Genomic DNA, 23390 nt, shown 5'->3' with positions numbered 1-23390 from the left:
GAGGCCATACGCATGAATCCCCGCGACCTGATCCATTCGCTCGACGAGAAAGCCTGCCTCGCGCTCCTTTCCGACTGGGTGAAGCACAAGAGCTATTCGGAGACCGAGGGCGAGAAGGCGCTCGTCCACCATGTCGTCGGCCAGATGAAGGCGATGGGCATCGAGGCGGAGGCGCAGGCCTTCGACGAGGGCCGCCGCGCCAACGCCATCGGTCGCTGGAAGGGCACGGGCGGCGGCAAGAGCCTGCTGTTCAACGGCCATCTCGACACCAATCCGGCGACCGAGGGCTGGACCGTCGATCCCTGGGGCGGCGTGGTCGACGACGAGTTCATCTACGGCATCGGCGTCTCCAACATGAAGGCGGGCGACGCGGCCTATTACTGCGCGGTCAAGACGCTGATCGACGCCGGCGTGAAGCTGAAGGGCGACGTCATCCTGACCTTCGTCGTCGGCGAATTGCAGGGTGGCGTCGGCACGGTCGCGGCGATCCGCAACGGCATCCGCGCCGACTACTTCGTCAACAGCGAGCCGACCGACCTGCAGGCCGTCACCATGCATGCCTGCGCCTTCTCCTTCATCATCGAACTCACCGGCAACACCCGCCATCTCTCCAAGCGCGAGCAGGCGGTCGACGCGATCATGGCAGCCTGCGACCTGATCCCGCGGCTCAACGCCATGACGTTCTCGGGCGCGCCGTCGGCCGAGCATGAATCGATCAACCGCGTCCATGTCGGCGTCGTCCACGGCGCGCTCGGCAAGGAGCTGCACGAATGGCGCGCGCCGCAGGTGGCGGATTACTGCAAGCTCAAGGGCTCGGGCCGCTTCGCGCCCGGGCAGACGCAGGAGGGCGCGCTCGCCGACATGCAGCGGGAGCTTTCTGCGCTGGAGCAGCGCTTCCCCGGGCTAAAGGCGTCGATCCGCATCGAGAAGAAGGAAGGGCACCAGTCGATGCCGGCCTTCGAGGTCGCCAAGGACGCCCGCATCGTGAAGACCGTCAACGCGGCCTACGAGGCGGTGCGCGGCGAGAAGCAGCCGACCGGCGCGATCAAGCCGCCGGGCTTCTTCGGCACCGATGCCGGCCATCTCTATGCCGAGGCCGGGATGGAGGGCATCGTCTGCGGGCCGGGCGGGCGCTACAACACCATGCCTGACGAGCGCGTCGATATCCGCGACTTCCTCGACATGGTCCGCATCTACCTGCTGACCATCCTCGATATCTGCGAGGTGGCGTGAACCCGCTCTTTCCGCCCGAGGAGTTCGCAGGGCGGGTCGCCAAGGCCCGCGCGGCGATGACGGAGGCGGGCGCCGAACTGCTGCTCGTCGACCATGCCGAGTTCCTGGCATGGCTGACCGGCTACACGGTCTCCGAGACGATGTACCGGGCCGCCTTCCTGCCAAGGGAGGGCGAGCCCTGGTTCGCGCTGCGCGAACTCGACGCCGGCCCGTGCCGGGATGCCTGCTGGTTCGGGGATATCGTCGGCTTCGCGGATACATCGGAGCCGCATCAGGCCATGGCCGACGAGATCCGCCGGCGCGGTTTCGCGCAGGCTCGGATCGGCGCCGACCACGCCTCCTACGGTTTCACCGCGGCGACGCGCGAGCGCCTCGCCGCGCTCCTGCCCGATGCGCGCTTCGTCGACCTGCCGCGTACGAGCGATCTGTTGCGGGCGGTGAAGTCGCCGGCCGAGATCGCCCTGATCGCAGAGGCGGCGGCAATCGCCGACAAGGCGATGGCGGCCATCGTCGCGAAGGCCCTGCCGGGAATCTCGCCGCGTGCCGCGGCTGCGGTCGCGGCCGCCTGTTTCCTGGAGAACGGAGCCGATACCGGCGAGACCGGCCCGATCGTGCCGGGCGTCGGCGACCACGAGTTTCTTCATGGCGTGATGACGGCCCAGCCGCTGGCCGAAGGCGATATCCTGCATGTCGAGCTGATCCCGAAGCGTCGCAACTACGGTGCGCGGCTGATGCGGCCGGTGCTGATCGGGGCGGACCGGCGGGGGCTGTCGCCGCTCGCCGCGCGTCTCGTCGCCTTGCAGGATCGGCAGATTGCGGCGATGCGGCCGGGCGCCCTGGCCTGCGAGGTCGATGCGATCCTGCGCGGCGCCGTGCTCGCGGAGGGCTTGCGCCCGGTCTATGACAACGTCACCGGATATGCGCTCGGTCTCTATGGCCGTACCCCGCGCACCAGCGACTTCTCCCGCGTCTTCCTGCCGAACGCGCGCTGGCAGCTCGAGGAGGGCATGGTCTTTCACATGTATGTGTCGGCAGGTGGCCTGGGCTTCAGCGAGACCGTCGTCGTGGAGGCGGGCGGTGGGCGGCGTCTGACATCGGCGCCGCGCGCGCTGCTTTCGGCCGGCTCGCGGTAGGTCGTGCTGATCCAGTCTCGGATCGTGGCGCTTCGTGCCGAGGCGGCCAAACTGCCTTGATGAGCGATCGCCCGCTGCGACACTGGCCGGGTGCCGTTGGAATGACGGCTCTTGCGACGCTCGCGATCAGGCACCGATCATCTCGCGCAGATGACGCGCGAACAGGGCCGGCAGCGAAGGCAGCGGCCTGCCGCTTTTCTTGACGAGGCTGATCTGCCTGACGAAGCCGACGGCCTCTATCGGGCGCGAGCGCAGGTTGGGAAATGCCTCGATCTCCTTTGCCGAGGAAGGCAGGAAGGTGATGCCCAGCCCGGCCTGCACCATCCCGGCTGCCGTCATCATATACGTGGCTTCCCCCGCCGCCGTCGGGATCAGGCCGGCGGCGTGGAAGCCCGCCTCCACCACGGCCCGAACGCTCGTATCGGGGTCCATCATGATCAGCGGGTAGAGCAGGAGCAGGTCAGGCGTCACGGCTTGCGCCTCCGCAAGCGGGTGGGTGTGGGGGAAGACGACATGCATGCTGTCCTCGAAAGCCAGCAGCACGTCGACATTGCCTGTGTTCGCCGGACCGCCGGTGATCCCGAGATCGACCTCCTCCGCCTCGACCAGGGACAGGATGCGGCGTGCGATGACATCCCGGATGCGGAAATCGGCTCCGGGATGGACCATGCGGAATGACTTGATGGCTCGGGGCAGCAGGCCTGCGGCGGCGGTCGGCAGCGCGGCGATCCTGACCAGGCCCTGATAGCCGGTTCCCTGGTTGCGGACGTCCCCGATCACGCCATCCAGGTCCTGGACCAGGCGCGCCAGAACCGGCAGCAGGTCCCGCCCGGTCTGGGTCAGGGTGACCGACCGCGACGTTCGCTCGAACAGCCGGACCGACAGCGCCTCCTCGAGCTTCCGGATCTGCACCGTCAAGGTCGGCTGGGCGACATGCAGCAACGCAGCTGCGCGCGTGAAGCTGTTCAATCGCGCGACGGCCACGAAAGCCTTGATCTGGCGGAAGCTGACATCCATAGGAAAAAGCTATTGTAGAGATTGAATTATTTCAATTGTTTAATCGTAACTGAGCCCTCAGCCTGTGCGGCATGAGATCGATCAGACTTGGCGCTGGGGCAGGTTTCGCGGGGGATCGGATCGAGCCCGCCATCGAGCTCGCCCGAAACGGGCGCCTCGACTATCTCGTCTTCGAATGCCTTGCCGAGAGGACGATCGCGCTGGCCCAGCAGGCGCGGCTCGCGGATCGGTCCAAAGGATACGATCCCCTGCTCGAACGGCGCATGCTCGCCGTGCTTCAGCCATGCCGCGACGCCGGCACCCGGATCGTCACCAATATGGGGGCCGCCAATCCGCTGGCGGCTGCCGAACTCGTCCGCGACGTCGCGCGCCGCCAGGGGCTGACCGGCCTCAAGGTTGCGGCTGTGACGGGCGACGACGTTCTCGAACAGATTCGCGGCAGCGACGTCGCGCTCCTGGAAGGCGGCAGGCTGGCCGATCTCGGCGACCGCGTGATCTCCGCCAACGCCTATATCGGCGCCCGCCCGATCGCCGATGCGCTGGGCGCCGGGGCGGGTGTCGTCGTCACCGGTCGCGCGGCAGATCCCGCCCTGTTCCTGGGACCTCTCATCCATGCCTTCGGCTGGAAGCCGGACGACTGGGAGAAGCTCGGCAAGGGCGTGCTGGTCGGCCATCTGCTGGAATGTGCCGGACAGATCACCGGAGGCTACTTCGCCGATCCGGGCGTGAAGGATGTTCCCGGTCTCGCGCGGCTGGGCTTTCCGATCGGGGAAGTCAGCGAAAACGGCGACCTGATCGTCACCAAGCTGGACACGGCCGGCGGAGCCGTGACGACCGCCACGGTCAAGGAACAGTTGCTCTACGAGATCGAAGATCCTGCCCGCTATCTTCAGCCTGACGTCGTCGCCGATTTCTCGCGCGTGCGTGTCCATTCGGCAGGAGCCGATCGCGTGGCTGTCGAAGGCGGGCGCGGAGAGCCCAGCACCGGTCTGCTCAAGGTCTCCATCGGCTATCGCGACGGGTTCGTCGGTGAGGGGCAGATGTCCTATGCGGGGGCCGGCGCAGTCGAGCGTGGCCGCCTGGCGCTCGAGATCGTGCGGGAACGCCTAGCGCTCTGCGGCGTCCCCATGACGGAAGCCCGCTTCGATCTGATCGGCGTCGACGCCTTGCACGGCGCTGAGCTGTCGGGCGGCGGCGATCCCTACGAGGTCCGCATCCGGGTTGCCGCGCGCACCGATGCCGCAGATAGCGCCAGGGCGATCGGGGACGAGGTCGAGACGCTCTACACCAACGGCCCGGCCGGCGGCGGCGGGGGCTGGAAATCGGTCAGGCCGGTCATCGCGATCGCTTCGGCCCTGGTGCCCCAGAGCATCGTCTCGACCCAGCTCAGCTTCTTCGAGGCCTGATGCCATGAAGCTTCGCCAGATCGCGCATTCCCGGACCGGCGACAAGGGCAACGTCGCGACCATATCCGTCATTGCCTTCGATGAAGGCGATTACCCCTTCATCGCCGAACACGTCACGGCAGCGCGCGTGGCGGCGCTCTTCGCCGGCGTCGCGAGCGGCCCTGTCTCGCGTTACGAGCTGCCTGCGCTCGGCGCCCTGAATTTCGTCATGAAGGGCGCCCTCGGCGGCGGCGTGACACGCTCGCTGGCGCTCGACGCCCACGGCAAGGGCCTCAGCTCGGCACTGCTCGATCTCGAACTGCCGGAACTGGCGCACGCCGGGCGGCACCCGCTGACATGACGACAAACAAATCCTGGAGGGGAACGACAATGGCCACAAGACGCGGATTTCTCGCCGGCATGGCATCCGCCCTGAGCATGCCGTCCATCGTGCGAGCCCAAGGCGCCTCCGTCCTCAAATTCGCCCCGCAATCGGATGTCGCGATTCTCGATCCGATCATGAGCGTGTCCTACGTCACGCGAAACCACGCGATGCTGATTTTCGACACGCTGTATGGAGCCGACGAGCATAACCGGGCCCAGCCGCAGATGGTCGAGGGCCATCTCGTCGAGCAGGGCGGGTTGCAGTGGACGCTCACCTTGCGGGAGGGGCTGCGCTTCCATGACGGTTCGCCGGTTCTCGCCCGCGACGTGGTCGCAAGCCTTAAACGGTGGTGGAAGCGCGACAATGTCGGCCAGGTCCTGGCGGCGCTCACGGACGAGCTTTCGGCCGTTTCGGACCGGGCGGTCCGTTTTCGGCTCAAGGCGCCTTTCCCGATGCTGCCGGACGCTCTCGGTAAGTTCGGGACCAACAACGCGGTCATCATGCCGGAGCGGCTCGCGCTGACGGAGGCGACCGTCCAGGTGACGGAGATGGTCGGCAGCGGCCCCTATCGCTTCGTTCCCGGGGAGAGGGTGCCGGGCAGCCGCCTCGCCTATGAAAAATTCGCGGGCTACGTGCCGCGCCAGGGGGGCCAGACCAGCGCCTTGGCTGGCCCCAAGATCGCTCATTTCGACAGGGTCGAGTGGGTGGTGATGCCCGATGTCGCGACCGCCGCCTCGGCGCTTCAGACCGGGGAAATCGATTGGTGGGAGCAGCCCGCCTCTGATTACTGGGACCTGCTCGCCTCCAAGGACAACGTCAAGCTCGACCTGATCGACACGTTCGGCTCGGCCGGGGTGATCCGCTTCAACTTCCTGCAGGGGCCGACGAGCGATGTGCGCGTCCGGCGGGCCGCATTGGCAGCCATCAGCCAGAAGGACGTGATGACCGCGGTCATCGGCGAGGACCCCAAATACTGGCGCGACAAGGTCGGGTATTTCCTTCCCGGCACACCGATGGCCAGCACGATCGGTCTCGACGCGCAGAAGGAGCCGCCGGATCGGGACTTCGTGCAACGCACGCTGAAGGAAGCCGGCTACAAGGGAGAGCCTCTCGTCTACCTCGTGCCGGGCGATATCGCCACGCTCAAGGCACAGGGCGAGGTGGTGACCGACGCACTCAAGCGGGCCGGCTTCAACATCGACATGCAGGTGATGGACTGGGGCACGGTGCTCGCCCGCGCAAACAACCGGGAGGCCCCCGACAAGGGCGGATGGCACATTGTCGGGACGTTCACCGCGGGCGTCGGCTTGCTCAACCCGTCGAGCAACAACTTCCTGCGGGGGAGCGGCACCTCCGCCATCTTCGGCTGGTCCGATATCCCGCGGCTGGAAGAACTCCGCATGGACTGGTTCCGGGCCGCGGACGAAAAGGCCCAGGCCGCGATCTGCGCCGAGATCCAGCGGGTCGCCTTCGAGGCGGTGCCATACGCACCGACCGGCCTTTACTACCAGCAGACCGCCTATCGCAGCAATCTGACGGGCGTGCAGAAGGGCCTGCCGCTGTTCTATGGAGTGCGCCGGACATGAGCACGGACAAGGCGGAGCCGCGTCGTTACGTCCCCCGAGGCGAGGATTTCCTCCTGCTCTCGCCGACATGGCAGGCCCATGCCTACCGCAATGTCGACAGCATGTTCGCCACCCGGCCCATTCGGCGAGGCCAGCAGGCCTTTCCGCTCAAGCGGGCTGCCGAAATCGCGGTCGAATACGAAACGGGCGGCGAGCGCCGGGGCATCGACGACTATATCTATCGGGCCAATGTCGCCGGGCTTCTCGTCTTGCAGGGCGATACCATCCGGCTCGAGCGCTATGCGCTGGGCCTGGAAGAGCATCTGCGATGGTCATCCATGTCGATGATCAAGTCGTTGACGACGACGCTGGTCGGCGCCGCCCTTCAGGACGGAGCCATCGCGAGCCTCGACGATGCGGTCTCGCTCTATCTGCCGGCGCTCCGCGACAGCGCCTATGACGCGGTCAGCGTCCGCAATCTCATCACCATGTCGTCGGGCGTCGACTGGAACGAGGACTACACTGACCGCAATTCCCATGTGAATCGTTACAGCAAGTCGCTCGGCGACAAGGTCCCGGGAGGCGTCCTGGCCCTGATGCGAAGCGTGCGCGGCCTGCACAAGCCGGGCTCGCAGTTTCTGTACAACACCGGCGATACCTATGTTCTCGGAGCGTTGCTCTCGGCAGCCACGGGTCGGACGCTGGCCGACTACATGTCCAGCAAGATCTGGTCGCGGTTCGGCATGGAATTCGATGCCTTCTACACGCTCGAGTCCGAGGGCGGCCAGGAGATCGGCGGCAGCCGTGCGGGCATGGCGCTGCGGGACTTCGGCCGGTTCGGGCTTTTTCTGCTGCATGGCGGTGTGATCGGCGGAGAGACCGTCCTGCCACCGAATTGGCTCGACGACGCCGGTTCGCGCGTGTTCACCCTCGATCCGTCGACGAACAGCTATGGTGCCGATGGCTACGGCTACAGCTGGTGGATCGACCCCGACGGCGCCATGGTCGCCGTGGGTTTCGCCGGGCAAACGCTTTATGTGAACCGCAAGGCCAACGTCGTCATCGTGACGCTGTCGTGCCAGCCCCAGCCCCCGTTCGCGGCCAGCTACGACATCGATATCAGGTCCGAACGGTTCGCCTTCAAGGATGCCGTGCTCGACCGAATTCGGGAGGGCGGCTGACAACGGCCGTCGAGCGGCGTTTCACGCACTCAGCATGGCCGTCGCGGCTGATGCCTGCCAGCCCTGCAGCTCGCGCCAGTTAGGCTCCAGTTCGGCGAAGCGCGACAGCTTGAAGGAGGAGATGTCGGCGAAGCTGCAGGCCCCGTCGAGCACGAGATCGCGGATCGCGTGGCCGCTCGCCGGCGACAGGCCGAAGCCGACGCTCGACAGCGTGGCGACCACGACATTCGCCTGCGCATCGAGCCGGTCGATCACCGGGCGGCCATCCGGCGTGTTTTCGATCACCCCGGCCCAGGAGCGGATGATGCGGGCATGGGCGGCCTTGGGCAGAAGCTCGGCCAGGCGCTTGCCCATGTGCAGCATCAGCGGGGTGGTCGGCTTCGCCGGCGTGCCTTCCTCGGCCAGGGCCAGCCATTCATGCGGCCCGCCGCCATAGGCGAGGTTGCCGCGCAGCGTCTGGCGGCCATAGAGGCCGCAACCGTCGACGCCGCCGAGCGGCATCAGGGGCAGGGGCTCCGTCACGATCATCTCGCAGCGGGCGGACTGCACCGGCACCTCCTGCCCGAGCATCGCCGACAAGCGCCCCGTCTGCGGGCCGGCCGCGAGCACGAGGCTGTCGCAGCCGATCGGGCCACGATCGGTCTCGACCGCGGTGACACGCCCGCCCTCGCTGCGGAACCCGGTGACGGTGGTGTGCTGCAGGATGCGCCCACCATGGTCCTGCATCGCCCAGGCATAGCCCTGCAGCGTGCGGTGTGGATTGGCGTGGCCGCCGAACTTGTAGTGATAGCCGCCGACGACGGTGTCGCCCGCCAGCGGCACCATCTCCTTGGCCTGCTTGACGTCGAGCACCGCCGATTGGAAGCCCTGTCGCTCGGCATTGCGCAGCGCGCGTCCATAGAGCGCCATCTGATGTTCGCTGGCGGCGAGGCGGATGCGCTCGCCCCGGAACTCGGTGGGGTAGCCGAGCAACTCGTCCATGATCGGCCAGAGCCGCTGCTCCTCGGCGAAAAGAGGCGAATGGTGGTGCGAGCAGCCGCCGCCATTGCGGCCGGAGGCTTCCCAGCCGATCAGCCCCTTCTCCAGCACCAGCACGTCGACGCCGTCCCGCGCCAGCCACCAGCCGGCGGAGAGGCCGGTGACGCCGCCACCGACGATGACGACCGAAGCTCCCTTGATCTCGCTCATGCCGGCTCTCACTCGCTCGCGACCGGGCCGGTCGCGTCGTTGCTCGCGACGGTGTAGCGCTCCGGCACCTCCCAGAACGGCACCCATTGGGCGTGCATGCCGAACCAGGTGTCCCAATGCTCGGCCTGACCGGGCGCCTCCGGCACATGCGCCGTCATCGCCAGCGGCATCGGCCTGACCGGGGCGCGGTAGCCGGCGAGCGGGATCGCGGAAAGCGGTTGCGCGGCGCCCAGCGCCAGCAGGCCTGCGACCTGCTCGCGGCAGCGGCGGCCCTGGCAGGGCCCCATGCCGGCCCGCGTCAGCCGCTTGACCTGGTCTGGATTGGGCGGGCCTTCGCCGAGCAGCGCCGACAGCGAGCGATCGTTCCGGCGCTCGTCCCGCCAGTCGAGATAGCGCGGCGGGCGAACCTCGAGGATCTCGCGGGCCGTCACCTCCTCGCATTGGCAGACATGGAATTCGGCCCGCGCCTCGATCACGCTCGCCCGAACCCAGGCCAGGCGGTAGTCGCCGATGTCGTAGGCCGGTGCCGGCGGGCTTTCGGACTTGTTTCCCGTCGCAACCTGACCCAGCGCCGCCACGGCGCGCGCGGCCTCTGCCTCGGCGATCGCGCGGTCGCGGGTCTTGGCCGGCCAGATCCCGGCGCAATCGCCGACCGCATGGACATGGGCGAGGCTGGTGCGCTGATCTGCATCCAGAACCGGGGCATAGCCGCCACGTTCGGCCTGGAACGATACCTTGCCGCCGGCCGCATCGAGCAGGTCCACGACCGGCGTGGTGCCGACCGAGAGCACGATGCCGTCGCAGGCGATGGCGCGCTCGTCGCCGGTCGGCCGGCCGTTTTCATCCAGTCTTGCGACCATCGCCACCTCGACCGCGTCGCGGCCCACCGCCTCGCGCACGACATGGCCGGTCAGGATGTCCGTGCCGCCTTGGCGCAGGCTGGCCAGCAGGTCTTCGTCGCCCACAGGTTCTGGCGCCTGCTCGACGATTGCCGCGATCGTGACGCCTGCCTCGCGCAGGGCGATCGCGGTGACCAGCGCTTCCGTGTTCGAGCCGAGAACGATCACCTTGCGTGGGCCGAAGGCGCCGTAGCGCGTCGCGAGATTGAGGGCAGCGGTGGCGCCCAGCACCCCCGGCTTCTCCCAGCCGGGAAAGCCGAGGCCCATGTCGCGCCGGCCGCAGGCGAGGATGACGTGCCGGGCCTGCACCAGAACGCTGCGCTCCGCGTCGGCGAGGCCTGCGACGAGGCCGGGCATCCAGCCGAGCGTCGGCCCGTTCGCGTAGAGCCCCCAGCAGGCCGTCCCGAGGCGGACGTCGACCCCCGCTTCGAAAGCCTCCTCGATCCGCGGCTCGGAGGCGATGAAGGCCTCCATCATGGCGTTGCGGTTGCGGGCATTCGCCGCCATGCCCTGCCCGAAATGCAGGGGCACATCGTCGCCCATCGTCGTGAACGGAATCGGGTTCTCGTCGACCAGCAGGACACCGAGCCCGCGCGCCGCGGCCCCGATCGCGGCTTCGAGCCCGGCCGGTCCGCCGCCGACGACGAGCACGTCGACCGTCTCGTCGATGGGCAGGGGCTTGCCGGTGACGGATTTGGGGTCTGAGGCCGGGATGTTCATGGATCACCCTCGCGAATGACGCTGTTCAGTCTCGGGTCGATACCGGCTGAGGTTCGGCCCGGTTGGTGCGGCGTGGCGTGTCAGAGCACCTGTTCGAGGAAGGCGCGCGTGCGCGGCTCGCGCGGCGCGCCGAAGAAGTCTGCCGGCGGCGCATGCTCGACGATGACGCCGCCATCGGTGAAATAGACGTGGTCGGCGACCTCGCGCGCGAAGCCCATCTCGTGGGTGACGAGGATGCAGGTCATGCCTTCCGCGGCGAGGTCGCGGATGGTGACCAGCACCTCCTTCTTGGTCTCAGGGTCGAGCGCGGCGGTGACTTCGTCGAACAGCATCACCTTGGGGTTCATCGCCAGCGAGCGGGCGATCGCGACGCGCTGCTGCTGGCCGCCCGAGAGCTCGCCCGGATAGGCGTCGTGCTTGTGCGAGAGCCCGACCTTGGCGAGCAGGCGCCTGGCCCGCTCCTCGACCTCGGCCCGGTCCTGCTTCAGCACATGGATCGGCGCCATCATCACGTTCTGCAGCGCGTTCTTGTGCGGGAACAGATTGTATTGCTGGAAGACGATGCCGACGTCGCGGCGCAGCGCCAGCTTGTCGAGCGTGGGATCGTTGACCTGCCGGCCGGCGACGGTGATCGAGCCCTTGTTGATCGGCACCAGCGCGTTGATGCAGCGCAGCAGCGTCGACTTGCCCGAGCCGGAGGGGCCGATGACGCAGACGGTCTCGCCGCGGCGGATGGTGAGGCTGACATCCCTGAGGACCGGGAAGGCGCCGAAGGCCTTCTCGACCCCTTCGATGACGACGACCGGCTCGCCGAGTTGGTGTCTGGCGACCATGGTCATCCCTTCACGTTGAAGCGGCGTTCGAGCGCCATGGTGAGGCGTGCGATCGGGTAGCAATAGGCGAAGAACATCAGGAGCAGCAGCAGGTACATCGGCAGCATCAGCTCCGGCCGGCTCTCGGCGACGAGCGCGGCGCGCGTCACCGTCAGCCCGTCCTGGATGCCGACGACGGAGATCAGCGTCGTCGCCATGGTCAGGATGGCGTAGAGGTTCATCCAGGGCGGGATCATCCGCTTGAAGGCCTGCGGCAGGATGATCATCCACATCGTCTGCCGGCGGGTGAAGGCGAGCGCCTCGGCCGATTCCCACTGGCCGGAGGGGATCGAGCGGATGCCGCCGCGCACGATCTCGGAGACGTTGGCCGCGACCGGAAGCGCCAGCCCGATGATCGCCTTGATCCAGGCTGGAAAGGCGATCGTGACCGGGCCGAGCCTGATCTCGAAGGGCAGCAGGAACATCGCGTAGAACAGCAGGACGAGCCAGGGCGCGTTGCGGAAGAACTGCGTCGCGGCCCAGGCCGGCTTGCGCAGTGCCGCGGATGGCGAGACCTGGCCGATGCCGAACAGCACGCCGACTGCCGTGCCCAGCGCCATCGAGAGGAAGCTGATCAGCAGGTTGAACAGGAAGCCCTGGAAGATCAGCGGCGCCCAGCGCCACAGGATGGTTACGGCGCCGTCACGCGCCGCTGGCCCGCTCGCCTGCGCCACCGCCAGCGAGGCCGCGAAGACGATCGCCGTGCCCGCGACGAGGCCGGCGCTCAGCAGGGCCGGTGCGGCAAGGCCGCTGGGCGCGATCGGCGCGGCGCGGAACGGTTTCAGGACCGGGAGATCGGTGGCGCCCGCCTTCATGGCATGTAGCCCGGAATGCGCATGGCCTTCTCCCAGCGATGCATCACCCAGACCAGCACCGCGACGAGCAGCACATAGACGACGAGCAGCACGTTCATCATCTCGCGGACGTTGAACATCTCCGACCAGATCTGCGATGCCGCGTAGAGCAGTTCGGGCACGCCGATCGCATAGGCGAGGGTGGTGGTCTTCACGAGATTGACGAGGTTGTTGTTGAGCGCCGGCAGGCAGATGCGGAAGGCCAGCGGCAGCACGATCTGACGCCAGAGCTGGAAGCGGGTGTAGCCGAGTGATTCCGCCGCCTCGACCATCGTCTCGGGCACGGCCTCGATCCCGGCGCGGAAGATCTCGACATTGAACGCCCCGGCGAAGAGCGAGAAGGCGATGATCGCCCAGCCCGTGCCGCTGACCAGCGGGGACTGCCCGCCGAAACCGTCCGAGACCGTCGGCAGCATGCTGCCGACGGCGAAATAGAAGAAGGAGAGCTGCACCAGCGGCGGCGTGTTGCGGAAGAACTGGACATAGATCCGCACCACGAGGCGGCCGAGCCGCGAGCCGCTGCCCGCAACCCAGACGCCGATGAGCCCGATCGCCAGCGAGGCCAGGATCGAGACGACACAGATATAGGTCGTGGTCCACAACCCCGTGAGGAAGCGGGAGCGATCGAAAGCATCGTAGAAGATCGAGAAGTTGAGCCCCTGCGTATCGTTCAGGCGCTCGAAGAAGGCTGCGATCATGAGCTCTTCCGTTTGGCTCCGGGTCATTCCGGCCAAGCCGCGCGAGCGGCGCGGAGCCGGAATCCATCGATCGGCGTCGGTGCTCTACGATGGATTCCGGGTCTCGCTTCGCTCGCCCGGAATGACGAGGGAGGCAGCAGGATCGGCGGGCGGTTTTACGAGCCCTTCAGCTTCTTGTTGGTCTCGATCAGGTAGGGGCTCTGCTTGATGCCCCATTTGGTCTCGAGCGCCAGCAGCTTGCCGCTCTTGTGCCAGTCGACCGACATCTCCTTGAGCAGCTTGCCGAAAGCGCCGTCGAGGTCGTCGAGGCGCACGGCGATGGCCCAGAGCTGCGGGTCTTCCGAGTTGAGCGGCATCTCGTAATTCGCCCATTTCGGGTCGCCGCCCGAGAGCGTCGAGACGATCAGCGTGTCGTCGAAGAGGAAGGCGACGCAGTTGTTGCCGAGCAGCGCGTTCAGTCCGTCCGGCACCGACGGGAACACGACCAGCTCCGGCGAGTAGACCTGCGAGACGCGGCGGTTGTAATAGGCGCCCTGCACGGCGCAGACCTTGCGGCCCTTCAGGTCTTCCCACTTCTTGAGGCCGGCGCTCTTGGGCGCGAGCACGTTGGTGGCGCCGGCATAGTAGTTCGGCTCGATCATGCCGATCTGCTTGCGTCGCTCGGCCGTGTCCCCGAGCGTGGCGGCGATCATGTCGATGCGGCCCTGGCGCAGGAACTCGATGCGATTGGCGGCGATGACCGGCACCATCTCCAGCTTGACGCCGAGCTTGGCGGCAACCTCCTGCGCGAGATCGATCTCGAGGCCGACGATCTTGCCTGACGGATCGAGGAAGCCCCAGGGCTTGTAGTCGTTCTTCACGCCGACGGTGAGGACGCCCTTCTCCTTGATCTTGGCGAGGGTGTCCTGCGCCATGGCAGGTGCGGCGGCGAGCGTGGCGGCGACCGCCAGCGCGAGAGCGGTGAGCTTGTTCATCGGTCGCGATCCCCTGTGTTTTATTTGAAGCCTTAGACTTCAGGTGGATCGGTACGCAGAATTGACCCCATGCGACGCATTCTTGACGTTTAGCGCCGAGCGATGGGGTGGTGGGGCAGCCGCTCCGATCGGGGAGGATGGCCGAAGCGCCCGCTATAGCTGCGGGAGAAATGGCTGGCGCTGGCGAAGCCGCAGGCGAGGGCGATTTCCAGGATCGACAGGCTGGTCTGCCGCAGCAGGTCGCGCGCCCGGTCAAGGCGCAAGGCCAGGTAGTGCTCGCCCAGCGACCGGCCGAGATGCTGGCGGAACAGGCGTTCGAGCTGGCGCAGCGAGACATTGGCCAGGCGGGCGAGGGCTTCGCGGGGCTCCGGGTCCTCCAGCGTCTGTTCCATGCGGGCGATGACCCGCAGCAGAGGCGCATGCGCGATGCCCAGCCGCTCGCGCAGCGGCATGCGCTGCGGCCCTGCGCCCTCCCGGACCTGCGTTTGCAGGAACCACTCGCTGACGGCGAGCGCGAGGTCGCTGCCATGCTCGCGGGCGATCACGGCGTGCAGCATGTCGAGCGGGGCCGTGCCGCCGCTGCAGGTCAGCCGGTCGCGGTCGATCTCGTAGAGCGAGCGGCGCAGGTCGAGGCGCGGGTACTCTTCCAGGAAAGCGGCCGCATGCTCCCAATGGATCGTGAACCGGTAGCCGCTCAACAGATTAGCCCGCGCCAGCAGATAAGGGCCGCCCGAGACGCCGCCGATCCGGACGCCCCGCCTTGCCAGCTGCCGCAGCCAGGAAAAGGACGGCTGGTGGTGGAAGAGAGCGGGATTTCCCCCGGCGCAGACGAACAGGTAGTCGAGCCGAAGCTCGGCCCCGACGGGAGCATCCGCCGCGATGGCGACGCCGTTCGATGCGGGGGCGGGCGCTCCGTCGATCGAGATATGGCTCCAGCGATAGAGCGGGCGCCCCGACAACCGGTTGGCGGCCCGCAGCGGCTCGATCGACGAGGCATAGGGCAGCAGCGCGAAATCTGGGATCAGCAGAAAGCCGACATGGGTCGGTGTGCCGTCGTCGCTTCCAGACAATCGCATGTCGCTATCAAGCATGTCGTCGAACTTATGTCGGTCAATCTCTCGATGACAAGATCGACCGGATCATCCGATGCGCTATTCCGCCTTCTCGCTGCTCGCCCAGGCTTTCCGGGGCCATAAGGGTTGGACGCCGGCCTGGCGCGACCCTGAGCCCAAAGCCGAATACGACGTCATCATCATCGGCGGCGGCGGACATGGCCTCGCCACGGCGCATTACCTCGCCAGCCGGCACGACATCACCAATGTCGCGGTGCTGGAGAAGGGCTATCTCGGCTCCGGCAATGTCGGCCGCAACACCACGATCATCCGCTCGAACTATCTCCTGCCCGGCAATACGCCGTTCTACGAATTGTCGATGAAGCTCTGGGAAGGGCTGGAGCAGGACCTGAACTACAACGCCATGGTCAGCCAGCGCGGCGTGATCAATCTCTATCACTCGGACGCGCAGCGGGACGCCTTCGCCCGCCGCGGCAACGCGATGCGGCTTGCTGGCGTCGATTCAGAACTGCTCGGCCAGGAGCAGGTGAGGGCGATGCTGCCCTATCTCGATTACGACAATGCCCGTTTCCCTGTGCAGGGCGGGCTATTGCAGCGCCGCGGCGGCTCGGCCCGGCACGATGCGGTGGCCTGGGGCTATGCGCGCGCCGCCGACAGTCGCGGCGTCGACATGCTCCAGAACTGCGAGGTCACCGGCATCACCATGGTCGGTGGACGGGCGGTCGGCGTCGAAACCTCGCGCGGGCCGATCCGGGCGAAGAAAATCGCCATGGCGGTCGCCGGCAACTCGGGGCGGGTCGCCGCAATGGCCGGTCTGCGCCTGCCGATCGAGACCCATGTCCTCCAGGCCTTCGTGTCGGAGGGATTGAAGCCCCTGATCGACACCGTCGTCACCTTCGGCGCCGGGCATTTCTACATCAGCCAGTCCGACAAGGGCGGGCTGGTCTTCGGCGGCGATATCGACGGCTACAACTCCTACGCCCAGCGCGGCAACCTGCCGGTGATCGAGGACGTGATGGAATCGGCCATGGCGCTGTGGCCGGGCCTCGGCCGGGTGCGCATGCTGCGCCACTGGGGTGGCGTCATGGACATGTCGATGGATGGCTCGCCGATCATCGACACGACGCCGGTGGATGGGCTCTACCTCAATTCCGGCTGGTGCTATGGCGGCTTCAAGGCGACGCCGGCCTCGGGCTTCTGCTTCGCGCATCTGATCGCGACGGGAGAGCCGCATCCGGTCGCGGCCGCTTATCGGCTCGATCGCTTCGCCACCGGGCGACTGATCGACGAAAAGGGCGCCGGCGCCCAGCCGAACCTGCACTGACCGCGCGCTGCCGAGGACCTTGCCATGCGCATCACCTGTCCCCATTGCGGCGCGCGCGACGCCCAGGAATTCACCTATCTCGGCGCGGCCGACCTCAAGCGGCCCGACGGCATGGCCGCGACCGAAGCCGCGATGACCGATTACGTCTACCAGCGCGAAAACCCTGCCGGCACGCATCGCGAGCTCTGGTATCACGGCGCCGGCTGCCATGCCTGGCTGGTCGTGACCCGCGATACCCGCAACCATGCGATCGCTGCGGTCGAGGCCGCGAAGTCGCGCAAGACCGGAGCGGCAGCATGAGCGGGCAGTCTTTCCGGCTCGTCTCCGGCGGCCTGGTCGACCGCGATCGGGCGTTGAATTTCAGCTTCGACGGCAAGCCCTACCGGGGCTTTGCCGGCGACACGCTCGCTTCGGCGCTGCTCGCCAATGGCGTGCGCCTTGTCGGGCGCTCCTTCAAATACCATCGCCCGCGCGGCGTGCTCTCGGCCGGACCGGAGGAACCGAACGCGCTGGTGGAACTGCGCTCCGGCGCGCGCCGCGAACCGAACACCCGCGCCACTGTCACCGAGCTGTTCGACGGGCTCGATGCCGCCAGTCAGAACCGCTGGCCCTCGCTCGTCTTCGATCTGCTCTCGCTCAACGGTCTGGTCTCGCCGGCGCTCGTCGCGGGCTTCTACTACAAGACCTTCATGTGGCCGGCAGCCTTCTGGGAGAAGCTCTACGAGCCGCTGATCCGCCGTGCCGCGGGCCTCGGCCGCGCGGCCGGCCTCGAAGACCCGGACCATTACGAGAAGGCCTTCGCCTTCTGCGACCTGCTCGTGATCGGCGGCGGCCCTGCCGGTCTCGCGGCCGCCCTGGCGGCGGGACGGAGCGGCGCCCGCGTCATTCTCTGCGACGAGGATTTCTGCCTCGGCGGGCGCCTGTTGGCGGAGAAGCGCGAGATCGATGGCAAGCCGGCCGCCGAATGGCTGGCCGCGACACTGGCCGAGCTCGAAAACCTGCCTGAGGTGCGGATCATGTCGCGCACCACCGTCTTCGGGCTCTACGACCACGGCATTTATGGCGCGGTCGAGCGCGTTGGCGATCATCTGCCGGAGCCGGCGCCCCATCAGCCGCGTCAGCGCGGCTGGCGCATCCATGCCAGGCGGGCGATCCTCGCCGCGGGCGCGTTGGAACGGCCGATCGTCTTCCCCGGCAACGATGTGCCGGGCGTCATGCTGGCCGGCGCGGCGCGTACTTACGTCAATCGCTATGGCGTTCTGCCGGGCCGCGAGACGGTGCTGTTCACGGCCGGCGACGATGGCTGGGCGACGGCGCGCGACATCGCGGCTGCCGGCGGCAAGGTCGCAGCGATCGTCGATGCGCGCGGTGAAGCCGATCCGGCACGAAAGGCGCTCGCCGACAAGCTCGGGGCGCGGCTGTTTGCCGGCGGCGTGATCGAAGGCACGCGGGGCGGCCGTCAGCTCGACGGCGTCACCATTCGCGATGCCTCCGGCGCGACGATGGCGCTCGCCTGCGACCTGCTCGCCGTCTCGAACGGCTGGAACCCGACGCTGCACCTGACTTCGCATCAGAACGGCAAGGCGGTCTGGGACGAGGCTCTGCAATGCTTCGTGCCGGGAACCCTGCCGGCGGGGCTCGCGGTCGCCGGCAGTGCGGCCGGGCATTTCACCCTGGGGCAGGCGCTGGAGGATGGTGCCCGGCTTGGCGGCGAGGCCGCTGCCGAGGCTGGGTTGAAGCCGGCCGCTGCGGGGCCGGTGCCGATGACCGATCCTGAGGCGACGGCGCTGCAGCCGATCTGGCGGGTGAAGGGCGCGAAAGGCAAGGCCTTCGTCGACTACCAGAACGACGTCACCGACAAGGATGTCGAGCTCGCGGCGCGCGAGGGCTTCCGGCCAGTCGAGCATCTCAAGCGCTATACCACGCTCGGCATGGCGACCGATCAGGGCAAGACCTCGAACCTCTCCGGCCTCGCCATCATGGCCGAGCAGACGGGTAAGACGATCCCGCAGACGGGAACCACGACCTTCCGGCCGCCCTATACGCCGGTGGCGATCGGCGCCCTTGCCGGCCATCACCGTGGCAAGGAATTCCGGCCGGTACGGTTGGCGCCGACCCATGACTGGTCGAAGGAGCAGGGCGCCGTCTTCGTCGAGGCCGGCCAGTGGCTGCGGGCGCAATACTATCCGAAGCCCGGCGAGAACGACTGGCTGACCACCGTCAACCGCGAAGTCCAGGCCGTGCGGGCCGGCGTCGGCCTCTGCGATGTCTCGACGCTGGGCAAGATCGACATCCAGGGCGCGGACGCCGCCGAATTCCTGGAGCGCGTCTACATCAACGGCTGGAAGGCGCTGCCGGTCGGCAAGGCGCGCTACGGCCTGATGCTGCGCGAGGACGGCTTCGTCATGGATGACGGCACGACCTCCCGCCTCGGCGACAGCCATTTCCTGATGACGACCACGACGGCCAATGCCGGCAAGGTGATGCAGCATCTGGAATTCTGCCATCAGGTGCTCTGGCCGGAGCTCGACATCCGCATGGTCTCGGTCTCCGAGCAATGGGCGCAGGTCGCTGTCGCCGGGCCGAGGGCGCGCGAGACCCTGCGTGCCGTCGTCGATCCCGCGCATGACATTTCGAACGAGGCCTTTCCCTATCTGGCGGCGCGCGCCGTCACCGTCGGTGGCGGAATCCCGGCCCGGCTCTTCCGGATCTCCTTCTCGGGAGAACTGGCCTATGAGCTCGCCGTTGCCGCTGACCATGGCGATGCGATGATGCGCGCCTTGATGCGGGCCGGCCAACCCTTCGGCATCACGCCCTACGGCACCGAGGCGCTCGGCGTGATGCGTATCGAGAAGGGCCATGTCGCCGGCAACGAGCTCAACGGCCAGACCACGCCGCGCGATCTCGGCCTCGGCAAGATGATGTCGGCGAAAAAGGACTATCTCGGCCGCCTGATGGCGGGCCGTCAGGCTCTCATCGAGAAGGACAGGCCGTCCTTCGTCGGCTTCAGGCCGGTCGATCCGACGCAGCGCCTGCGCGCCGGCGCCCATTTCATCGGCATCGGCAAGGCGGACATCATGGAGAACGACGAGGGCTACATGACCTCCGTCGCCTATTCCCCGCATCTGAACCACTGGATGGGGCTGGGCCTGATCAAGGGAGGCGCAGCCCGCATCGGCGAGCGCGTGCGCGCCTACGACCCCGTCCGCAATGGCGACATCGTCGTCGAGATCTGTTCGCCCGTCTTCGTCGATCCGGAAGGAGCCCGCCTCCATGGCTGAGATCGCGACCGTGTCGACAGCGGTTTCCTGGGCGCCGCGCGGTGCCTGGGCCGGCATCGCGCAGCCCGGCTCCTTCGGTGCAACGGGAGGGGCCGGCGTCCTCGCGACGCTGCTCGACGGCTTCGGGCTGGCGACCCTGATCGCTGCGCCGGGCGCGGCGCCGGCCCTGTCGCGGATCGTCGAGGCGCGGCTCGGCATCGCGCTGCCGCAGGCGCCGAAGATCGCCTCGGGTCAGGCTCATGATGCGATCTGGGCTGGTCCGGACCAATGGCTGCTGCGCGCCGCCTCGCGTGACGGCTTTGCCGGGCTCCTCGCCGAGCTCGCCCCCCATGGCGCCGTCAGCGACCAGAGCGATGCGCGCGCCGCCGTCAGGCTCTCGGGGCCGCGTGTCCGCGATCTGCTGGCGAAGGGCGTGATGCTCGATCTCCACCCTGCGGCCTTCGCGGTGGGCGATGTCGCCTTGACCAGCATCGCCCATGTCGGCGTGCAGATCTGGCGGCTCGCCGACGGGCCGGATGGTTCTGTGTTTGAGATCCTGGTCCCGCGCAGCATGGCGGGAAGCTTCTGGGCCTGGTTCACCGCATCGGCGGCGGAATTCGGTTGCGCGGTAACGGCAGCTCCGGTCGCAGGGCCGCGATAGGGGCCGAAACCCGCAAAGGGTACTCCGCCGACGGGCTTTCGAACAAGCGCGTGCGCAGGCTTTCTCAGCGCGAACCGATCACGTCCTGAACGGTCTCGAAGAAGCTGCGCACCAGCGGCAGGCGCTGGCGTTCGGCCCGGCAGACGATGTATTCGCCGACATCGAAATCGGCCCCGGTGATGATGATCCGCTTCAGGCCAGCCTCCGGCTTGAACTCCGCCGCGAACACCACCCCGATCCCGAAACCAAAAGCGACGGCTTCGCGCACGGCCTCGCGCGATTGCACCTCCAGCAGGTTCGCGGGCTTGATGCCGGCGAGCGAAAGCCGGCTCTCGAAGACCTCCCGCGTAATAGAGCCGCGCTCGCGCAGCACGATGTCCTGGCCGGCGAAGGCCTCGATCGGGATCTGGTCGTGCCGTGCCAGCTCGTGCTGGTCGGCGACGAAGGCGACCAGATCGTCCGAGCGCAGCCTGACGCTGTGGATGCGCGGATCGGAATTAGCGCGCGCGGTGATCGCGACGTCGGCGGCGAAATCCATGATCCGGTCAACGACTTCGGAGGAGTTGCCGATGCTGAGGGAGAAGGTCAGACCCGGATAGCGTTCGCGCATCCGCGCCAGCGCCGGCATCACATGGGTGGCGCTGTCGGCCGCGATCCGCAGATGGCCGCGCTGCAATGTGCGGCTGCCGGCGAGCAGCGATTCTGCCTCGTCCTCGGCTGCGAACAGCCGTGCCGTAACCACGAACAGGCTCTGCCCCAGCGGAGTCAATTTCACCTGCCGGCCGGCGCGGTCGAACAGCCTGACGCCATAGGCATCCTCCAGCCCGCGGACCTGGGCGGAGAGGGTGGGCTGGCTGACATGGCGCGTCTTCGCTGCGCCGGTGAAGCTCTGCGCCTCGGCGACGGCATGGAAGGCCGCAAGGCCGGAATAGCTGATGGCCATATTCTATAGATCCTGTCTATAGGGGATATGGAAACGATGTATTGGACCTATGTCAACGGCACTCCTAGCTTCGCGATCATCCGCCGCAACGACATCGCGAGACCATCATGGCCCAGGCCCGCCGCCCTGCCTCCTCCGAAACCGGTGATCCGCTCCTCCTGACCCCCGGCCCGCTGACCACCAGCAAGGCCATCAAGGAAGCGATGGTGCATGATTGGGGCTCGCGCGACGCGACCTTTGTCGGCATCAACAAGGCGGTCCTGGAAGAGCTTCCGAAGATCATCCATGGCGGCGAGGACTTCGTCACCGTGCCGATGCAGGGCTCCGGCACCTTCGCGGTCGAGGCGATGCTGACCACCTTCGTGCCGCGTGACGGCAAGATCCTGATCCTGATCAACGGCGCCTACGGCCAGCGCGCCAAGCGCATCGTCGAGATCGCCGGGCGCGCCGTCGCCGTGCACGAGACCGCGGAGGACACCCCGCCCGACCTCGCCGAGATCGACCGCATGCTGGTGGCGGACACCGCCATCACCCATATCTTCACGGTCCATTGCGAGACGACGAGCGGCATCCGCAACCCGGTCGAGGCGATCGCTGCGCTCGCCAAGCGCCATGGCCGCCGCCTGCTGGTCGACTCGATGAGCGCTTTCGGCGCCCTGCCGCTCGACAGCCGCGAGGTCTATTTCGATGCGGTCGCCGCCTCCTCGAACAAGTGCATCCAGGGCGTTCCCGGCCTCGGCTTCGTCATCGCCCGCAAGAGCGCGCTGGCCGAGACCAAGGGCAATGCCACCACGCTGGTGCTCGATCTCCACGACCAGAACGCCGGCTTCGAGCGCACCGGCCAGTACCGCTTCACCCCGCCGATCCATGTCATCGTCGCCTTCCACGCGGCCTTGCAGGAGTTCTGGGCCGAGGGTGGCGTCGCCGGGCGCGGCGAGCGCTATGCCGAGAACGCCCGCATCCTGATCGAGGGCATGGAAGGCCTCGGCTTCCGCACGCTGCTGCCGGCCGCCCGGCAGGCGCCGATCATCGTCACCTTCCACATGCCCGAGGACAAGAACTTCGTCTTCCAGCGCTTCTACGATGCGCTGAAGGACGCCGGCTACGTCATCTATCCCGGCAAGCTGACGGTCGCCGACAGCTTCCGCATCGGCTGCATCGGTGCGCTGGGCGCGCAGGACATGCGCGCCTTCGTCGCCACGGTGTCGGACGTCCTTGATGAAATGGGCGTCGGCCTGAAGTCGGCCGCGTAAGGAGCCCCGAGATGACAATGCACGCGAAGATCGGCTCGGATGTTGTTGCGAACGGTCGCAATTATGCGCGCCCGCGGCGTCCGACGGTGGTGATCTGCATGGACGGCTCGGAGCCGTCCTATATCGAGGCCGCCAGCGCCAAGGGGCTGACGCCGCACCTCGACCGGATCATGAAGACCGGCGCCAGTACCCATGCCTATTCGGTGATTCCGAGCTTCACCAACCCGAACAACCTCTCGATCATCACCGGCCGGCCGCCGGCCGTGCACGGCATCGCCGGCAACTTCTTCTACGACCGCGAGGCCAGGGAAGAGGTGATGATGAACGATGCCCGCTTCCTGCGGGCGCCGACCATCCTGGCCGAGTTCCAGAAGGCCGGCTTCAAGGTCGCGATGGTCACCGCCAAGGACAAGTTGCGCACTTTGCTCGGCAAGGGGCTCGACTTCGCCTCGGGCAGCGCGATCGCCTTCTCCTCGGAAAAGGCCGACAAGGCCAACAAGGCCGAGAACGGCATCGAGAACGTGCTCGACTTCGTCGGCATGCCCGTGCCGTCGGTCTACTCGGCCGATCTCTCGGAATTCGTCTTCGCGGCCGGCGTCAAGCTGCTGGAGACCTTCAAGCCGGACCTGATGTATCTCTCGACCACCGATTATGTGCAGCACAAGGCGGGGCCGGGTTCGGAAATGGCGGACTCGTTCTATGCCATGTTCGACGGGTATGTCGGCAAGCTCGACGCGCTCGGCTGCACGCTGGTCATCACCGCCGATCACGG

At 67.5% G+C, this 23390-nt stretch carries 21 protein-coding genes; 12 read left to right on the top strand and 9 right to left on the bottom strand.

The genetic code is table 11. The features are described from left to right. The first annotated feature begins 12 nt into the window (after window positions 1-12). Together BLQ70_RS00105 and BLQ70_RS00100 are read left to right on the top strand one after the other, a co-directional pair. Window positions 13-1233 carry a M20 family metallopeptidase gene (locus BLQ70_RS00105; RefSeq protein WP_091855336.1) on the top strand — a complete coding sequence of 407 codons (1221 nt, stop codon included), beginning with the start codon at window positions 13-15 and terminating at the stop codon, window positions 1231-1233. Then, the gene (locus BLQ70_RS00100; RefSeq protein WP_244511846.1) at window positions 1230-2366 is read left to right on the top strand and encodes a M24 family metallopeptidase; all 1137 of its coding nucleotides are present in this window, start codon (window positions 1230-1232) and stop codon (window positions 2364-2366) included. Before BLQ70_RS00105 ends, BLQ70_RS00100 begins: the two co-directional genes overlap by 4 nt. A 126-nt stretch (window positions 2367-2492) precedes the next feature. On the opposite strand, the gene BLQ70_RS00095 is transcribed toward BLQ70_RS00100, so the two are convergent. Then, window positions 2493-3383, bottom strand: coding sequence for a LysR family transcriptional regulator (locus BLQ70_RS00095; protein ID WP_091855335.1), 891 nt, complete (start codon window positions 3381-3383; stop codon window positions 2493-2495). A gap of 71 nt (window positions 3384-3454) precedes the next feature. On the opposite strand from BLQ70_RS00095, the gene BLQ70_RS00090 reads away from it, so the two are divergent. From BLQ70_RS00090 to BLQ70_RS00075, 4 genes are read left to right on the top strand one after another with little or no spacing between them, the layout of a single operon-like run. Next, complete coding sequence (locus BLQ70_RS00090; RefSeq protein WP_091855334.1) at window positions 3455-4789, top strand: acyclic terpene utilization AtuA family protein; 1335 nt, start codon at window positions 3455-3457, stop codon at window positions 4787-4789. A 4-nt stretch (window positions 4790-4793) separates the two neighbouring features. Next, a complete protein-coding gene (locus BLQ70_RS00085) occupies window positions 4794-5129 on the top strand; it encodes an AtuA-related protein (RefSeq protein WP_091855333.1) in 336 nt (111 codons plus the stop codon). A 29-nt stretch (window positions 5130-5158) separates the two neighbouring features. Next, complete coding sequence (locus BLQ70_RS00080; RefSeq protein ID WP_091855332.1) at window positions 5159-6739, top strand: ABC transporter substrate-binding protein; 1581 nt, start codon at window positions 5159-5161, stop codon at window positions 6737-6739. After that, window positions 6736-7899, top strand: a complete 1164-nt coding sequence (locus BLQ70_RS00075) for a serine hydrolase domain-containing protein (protein WP_091855331.1) — start codon at window positions 6736-6738, stop codon at window positions 7897-7899. Before BLQ70_RS00080 ends, BLQ70_RS00075 begins: the two co-directional genes overlap by 4 nt. 21 nt (window positions 7900-7920) lie before the next feature. Here the strand turns inward: BLQ70_RS00075 and BLQ70_RS00070 are convergent, their stop codons facing one another. From BLQ70_RS00070 to BLQ70_RS00040, 7 genes are all read right to left on the bottom strand, one after another. Beyond that, window positions 7921-9087: an NAD(P)/FAD-dependent oxidoreductase gene (locus BLQ70_RS00070; RefSeq protein WP_091855330.1), complete on the bottom strand. Its 1167-nt coding sequence runs from the start codon at window positions 9085-9087 to the stop codon at window positions 7921-7923. Between the two features lie 8 nt (window positions 9088-9095). Further along, window positions 9096-10706, bottom strand: a complete 1611-nt coding sequence (locus BLQ70_RS00065; protein WP_091855329.1) for an FAD-dependent oxidoreductase — start codon at window positions 10704-10706, stop codon at window positions 9096-9098. Between the two features lie 80 nt (window positions 10707-10786). After that, entirely contained in the window at window positions 10787-11545 is a 759-nt protein-coding gene (locus tag BLQ70_RS00060) for an amino acid ABC transporter ATP-binding protein (protein ID WP_425284535.1), read from the bottom strand. Beyond that, on the bottom strand, window positions 11542-12393 hold the full coding sequence (locus BLQ70_RS00055; protein WP_091855327.1) for an amino acid ABC transporter permease: 852 nt from the start codon (window positions 12391-12393) through the stop codon (window positions 11542-11544). The genes BLQ70_RS00060 and BLQ70_RS00055 overlap by 4 nt, the downstream gene beginning before the upstream one ends. Continuing rightward, on the bottom strand, window positions 12390-13130 hold the full coding sequence (locus BLQ70_RS00050) for an amino acid ABC transporter permease (RefSeq protein ID WP_061963457.1): 741 nt from the start codon (window positions 13128-13130) through the stop codon (window positions 12390-12392). Before BLQ70_RS00050 ends, BLQ70_RS00055 begins: the two co-directional genes overlap by 4 nt. Window positions 13131-13285: 155 nt before the next feature. After that, window positions 13286-14104, bottom strand: a complete 819-nt coding sequence (locus tag BLQ70_RS00045) for a transporter substrate-binding domain-containing protein (RefSeq protein ID WP_091855326.1) — start codon at window positions 14102-14104, stop codon at window positions 13286-13288. A gap of 89 nt (window positions 14105-14193) precedes the next feature. Next, window positions 14194-15180, bottom strand: coding sequence for a GlxA family transcriptional regulator (locus BLQ70_RS00040; RefSeq protein WP_244511844.1), 987 nt, complete (start codon window positions 15178-15180; stop codon window positions 14194-14196). 70 nt (window positions 15181-15250) lie between these two features. Between BLQ70_RS00040 and BLQ70_RS00035 the strand changes: the two genes are divergently transcribed. From BLQ70_RS00035 to BLQ70_RS00020, 4 genes are read left to right on the top strand one after another with little or no spacing between them, the layout of a single operon-like run. Continuing rightward, window positions 15251-16501, top strand: a complete 1251-nt coding sequence (locus BLQ70_RS00035) for a sarcosine oxidase subunit beta family protein (RefSeq protein ID WP_091855324.1) — start codon at window positions 15251-15253, stop codon at window positions 16499-16501. Between the two features lie 24 nt (window positions 16502-16525). Next, window positions 16526-16801: a sarcosine oxidase subunit delta gene (locus BLQ70_RS00030; RefSeq protein WP_061963450.1), complete on the top strand. Its 276-nt coding sequence runs from the start codon at window positions 16526-16528 to the stop codon at window positions 16799-16801. Next, window positions 16798-19782 (top strand): sarcosine oxidase subunit alpha family protein, encoded by a 2985-nt coding sequence (locus tag BLQ70_RS00025; protein ID WP_091855323.1) that lies wholly within the window; start codon window positions 16798-16800, stop codon window positions 19780-19782. The genes BLQ70_RS00030 and BLQ70_RS00025 overlap by 4 nt, the downstream gene beginning before the upstream one ends. Then, entirely contained in the window at window positions 19775-20422 is a 648-nt protein-coding gene (locus tag BLQ70_RS00020) for a sarcosine oxidase subunit gamma (RefSeq protein ID WP_061963446.1), read from the top strand. The genes BLQ70_RS00025 and BLQ70_RS00020 overlap by 8 nt, the downstream gene beginning before the upstream one ends. 64 nt (window positions 20423-20486) lie before the next feature. On the opposite strand, the gene BLQ70_RS00015 is transcribed toward BLQ70_RS00020, so the two are convergent. Next, complete coding sequence (locus tag BLQ70_RS00015) at window positions 20487-21365, bottom strand: LysR substrate-binding domain-containing protein (RefSeq protein WP_091855322.1); 879 nt, start codon at window positions 21363-21365, stop codon at window positions 20487-20489. A gap of 107 nt (window positions 21366-21472) precedes the next feature. Here BLQ70_RS00015 and BLQ70_RS00010 point away from each other — a divergent pair, with 107 nt between their 5' ends. Both BLQ70_RS00010 and BLQ70_RS00005 read left to right on the top strand, forming a co-directional pair. Further along, window positions 21473-22618: a 2-aminoethylphosphonate--pyruvate transaminase gene (locus BLQ70_RS00010; protein ID WP_091855321.1), complete on the top strand. Its 1146-nt coding sequence runs from the start codon at window positions 21473-21475 to the stop codon at window positions 22616-22618. An 11-nt stretch (window positions 22619-22629) separates the two neighbouring features. Further along, the coding region (locus BLQ70_RS00005) for an alkaline phosphatase family protein (protein ID WP_425284534.1) at window positions 22630-23390 on the top strand (761 nt) is incomplete at its 3' end.

Source organism: Allobosea robiniae (assembly GCF_900102525.1).
Classification (GTDB): Bacteria; Pseudomonadota; Alphaproteobacteria; order Rhizobiales; family Beijerinckiaceae; genus Allobosea; species Allobosea robiniae.
Note: the sequence above shows the minus strand (reverse complement) of the source record. Positions and strands in the feature narration are given on the sequence as shown.

Coding starts and splice junctions, on each gene's coding strand:
- BLQ70_RS00105 (WP_091855336.1), top strand. CDS start 13: ATGAATCCCCGCGACCTGATCCATTCGCTCGACGAGAAAGCCTGCCTC.
- BLQ70_RS00095 (WP_091855335.1), bottom strand. CDS start 3,383: ATGGATGTCAGCTTCCGCCAGATCAAGGCTTTCGTGGCCGTCGCGCGA.
- BLQ70_RS00090 (WP_091855334.1), top strand. CDS start 3,455: ATGAGATCGATCAGACTTGGCGCTGGGGCAGGTTTCGCGGGGGATCGG.
- BLQ70_RS00085 (WP_091855333.1), top strand. CDS start 4,794: ATGAAGCTTCGCCAGATCGCGCATTCCCGGACCGGCGACAAGGGCAAC.
- BLQ70_RS00080 (WP_091855332.1), top strand. CDS start 5,159: ATGGCCACAAGACGCGGATTTCTCGCCGGCATGGCATCCGCCCTGAGC.
- BLQ70_RS00075 (WP_091855331.1), top strand. CDS start 6,736: ATGAGCACGGACAAGGCGGAGCCGCGTCGTTACGTCCCCCGAGGCGAG.
- BLQ70_RS00070 (WP_091855330.1), bottom strand. CDS start 9,087: ATGAGCGAGATCAAGGGAGCTTCGGTCGTCATCGTCGGTGGCGGCGTC.
- BLQ70_RS00065 (WP_091855329.1), bottom strand. CDS start 10,706: ATGAACATCCCGGCCTCAGACCCCAAATCCGTCACCGGCAAGCCCCTG.
- BLQ70_RS00060 (WP_425284535.1), bottom strand. CDS start 11,545: ATGACCATGGTCGCCAGACACCAACTCGGCGAGCCGGTCGTCGTCATC.
- BLQ70_RS00055 (WP_091855327.1), bottom strand. CDS start 12,393: ATGAAGGCGGGCGCCACCGATCTCCCGGTCCTGAAACCGTTCCGCGCC.
- BLQ70_RS00050 (WP_061963457.1), bottom strand. CDS start 13,130: ATGATCGCAGCCTTCTTCGAGCGCCTGAACGATACGCAGGGGCTCAAC.
- BLQ70_RS00045 (WP_091855326.1), bottom strand. CDS start 14,104: ATGAACAAGCTCACCGCTCTCGCGCTGGCGGTCGCCGCCACGCTCGCC.
- BLQ70_RS00040 (WP_244511844.1), bottom strand. CDS start 15,180: ATGCGATTGTCTGGAAGCGACGACGGCACACCGACCCATGTCGGCTTT.
- BLQ70_RS00035 (WP_091855324.1), top strand. CDS start 15,251: ATGCGCTATTCCGCCTTCTCGCTGCTCGCCCAGGCTTTCCGGGGCCAT.
- BLQ70_RS00030 (WP_061963450.1), top strand. CDS start 16,526: ATGCGCATCACCTGTCCCCATTGCGGCGCGCGCGACGCCCAGGAATTC.
- BLQ70_RS00025 (WP_091855323.1), top strand. CDS start 16,798: ATGAGCGGGCAGTCTTTCCGGCTCGTCTCCGGCGGCCTGGTCGACCGC.
- BLQ70_RS00020 (WP_061963446.1), top strand. CDS start 19,775: ATGGCTGAGATCGCGACCGTGTCGACAGCGGTTTCCTGGGCGCCGCGC.
- BLQ70_RS00015 (WP_091855322.1), bottom strand. CDS start 21,365: ATGGCCATCAGCTATTCCGGCCTTGCGGCCTTCCATGCCGTCGCCGAG.
- BLQ70_RS00010 (WP_091855321.1), top strand. CDS start 21,473: ATGGCCCAGGCCCGCCGCCCTGCCTCCTCCGAAACCGGTGATCCGCTC.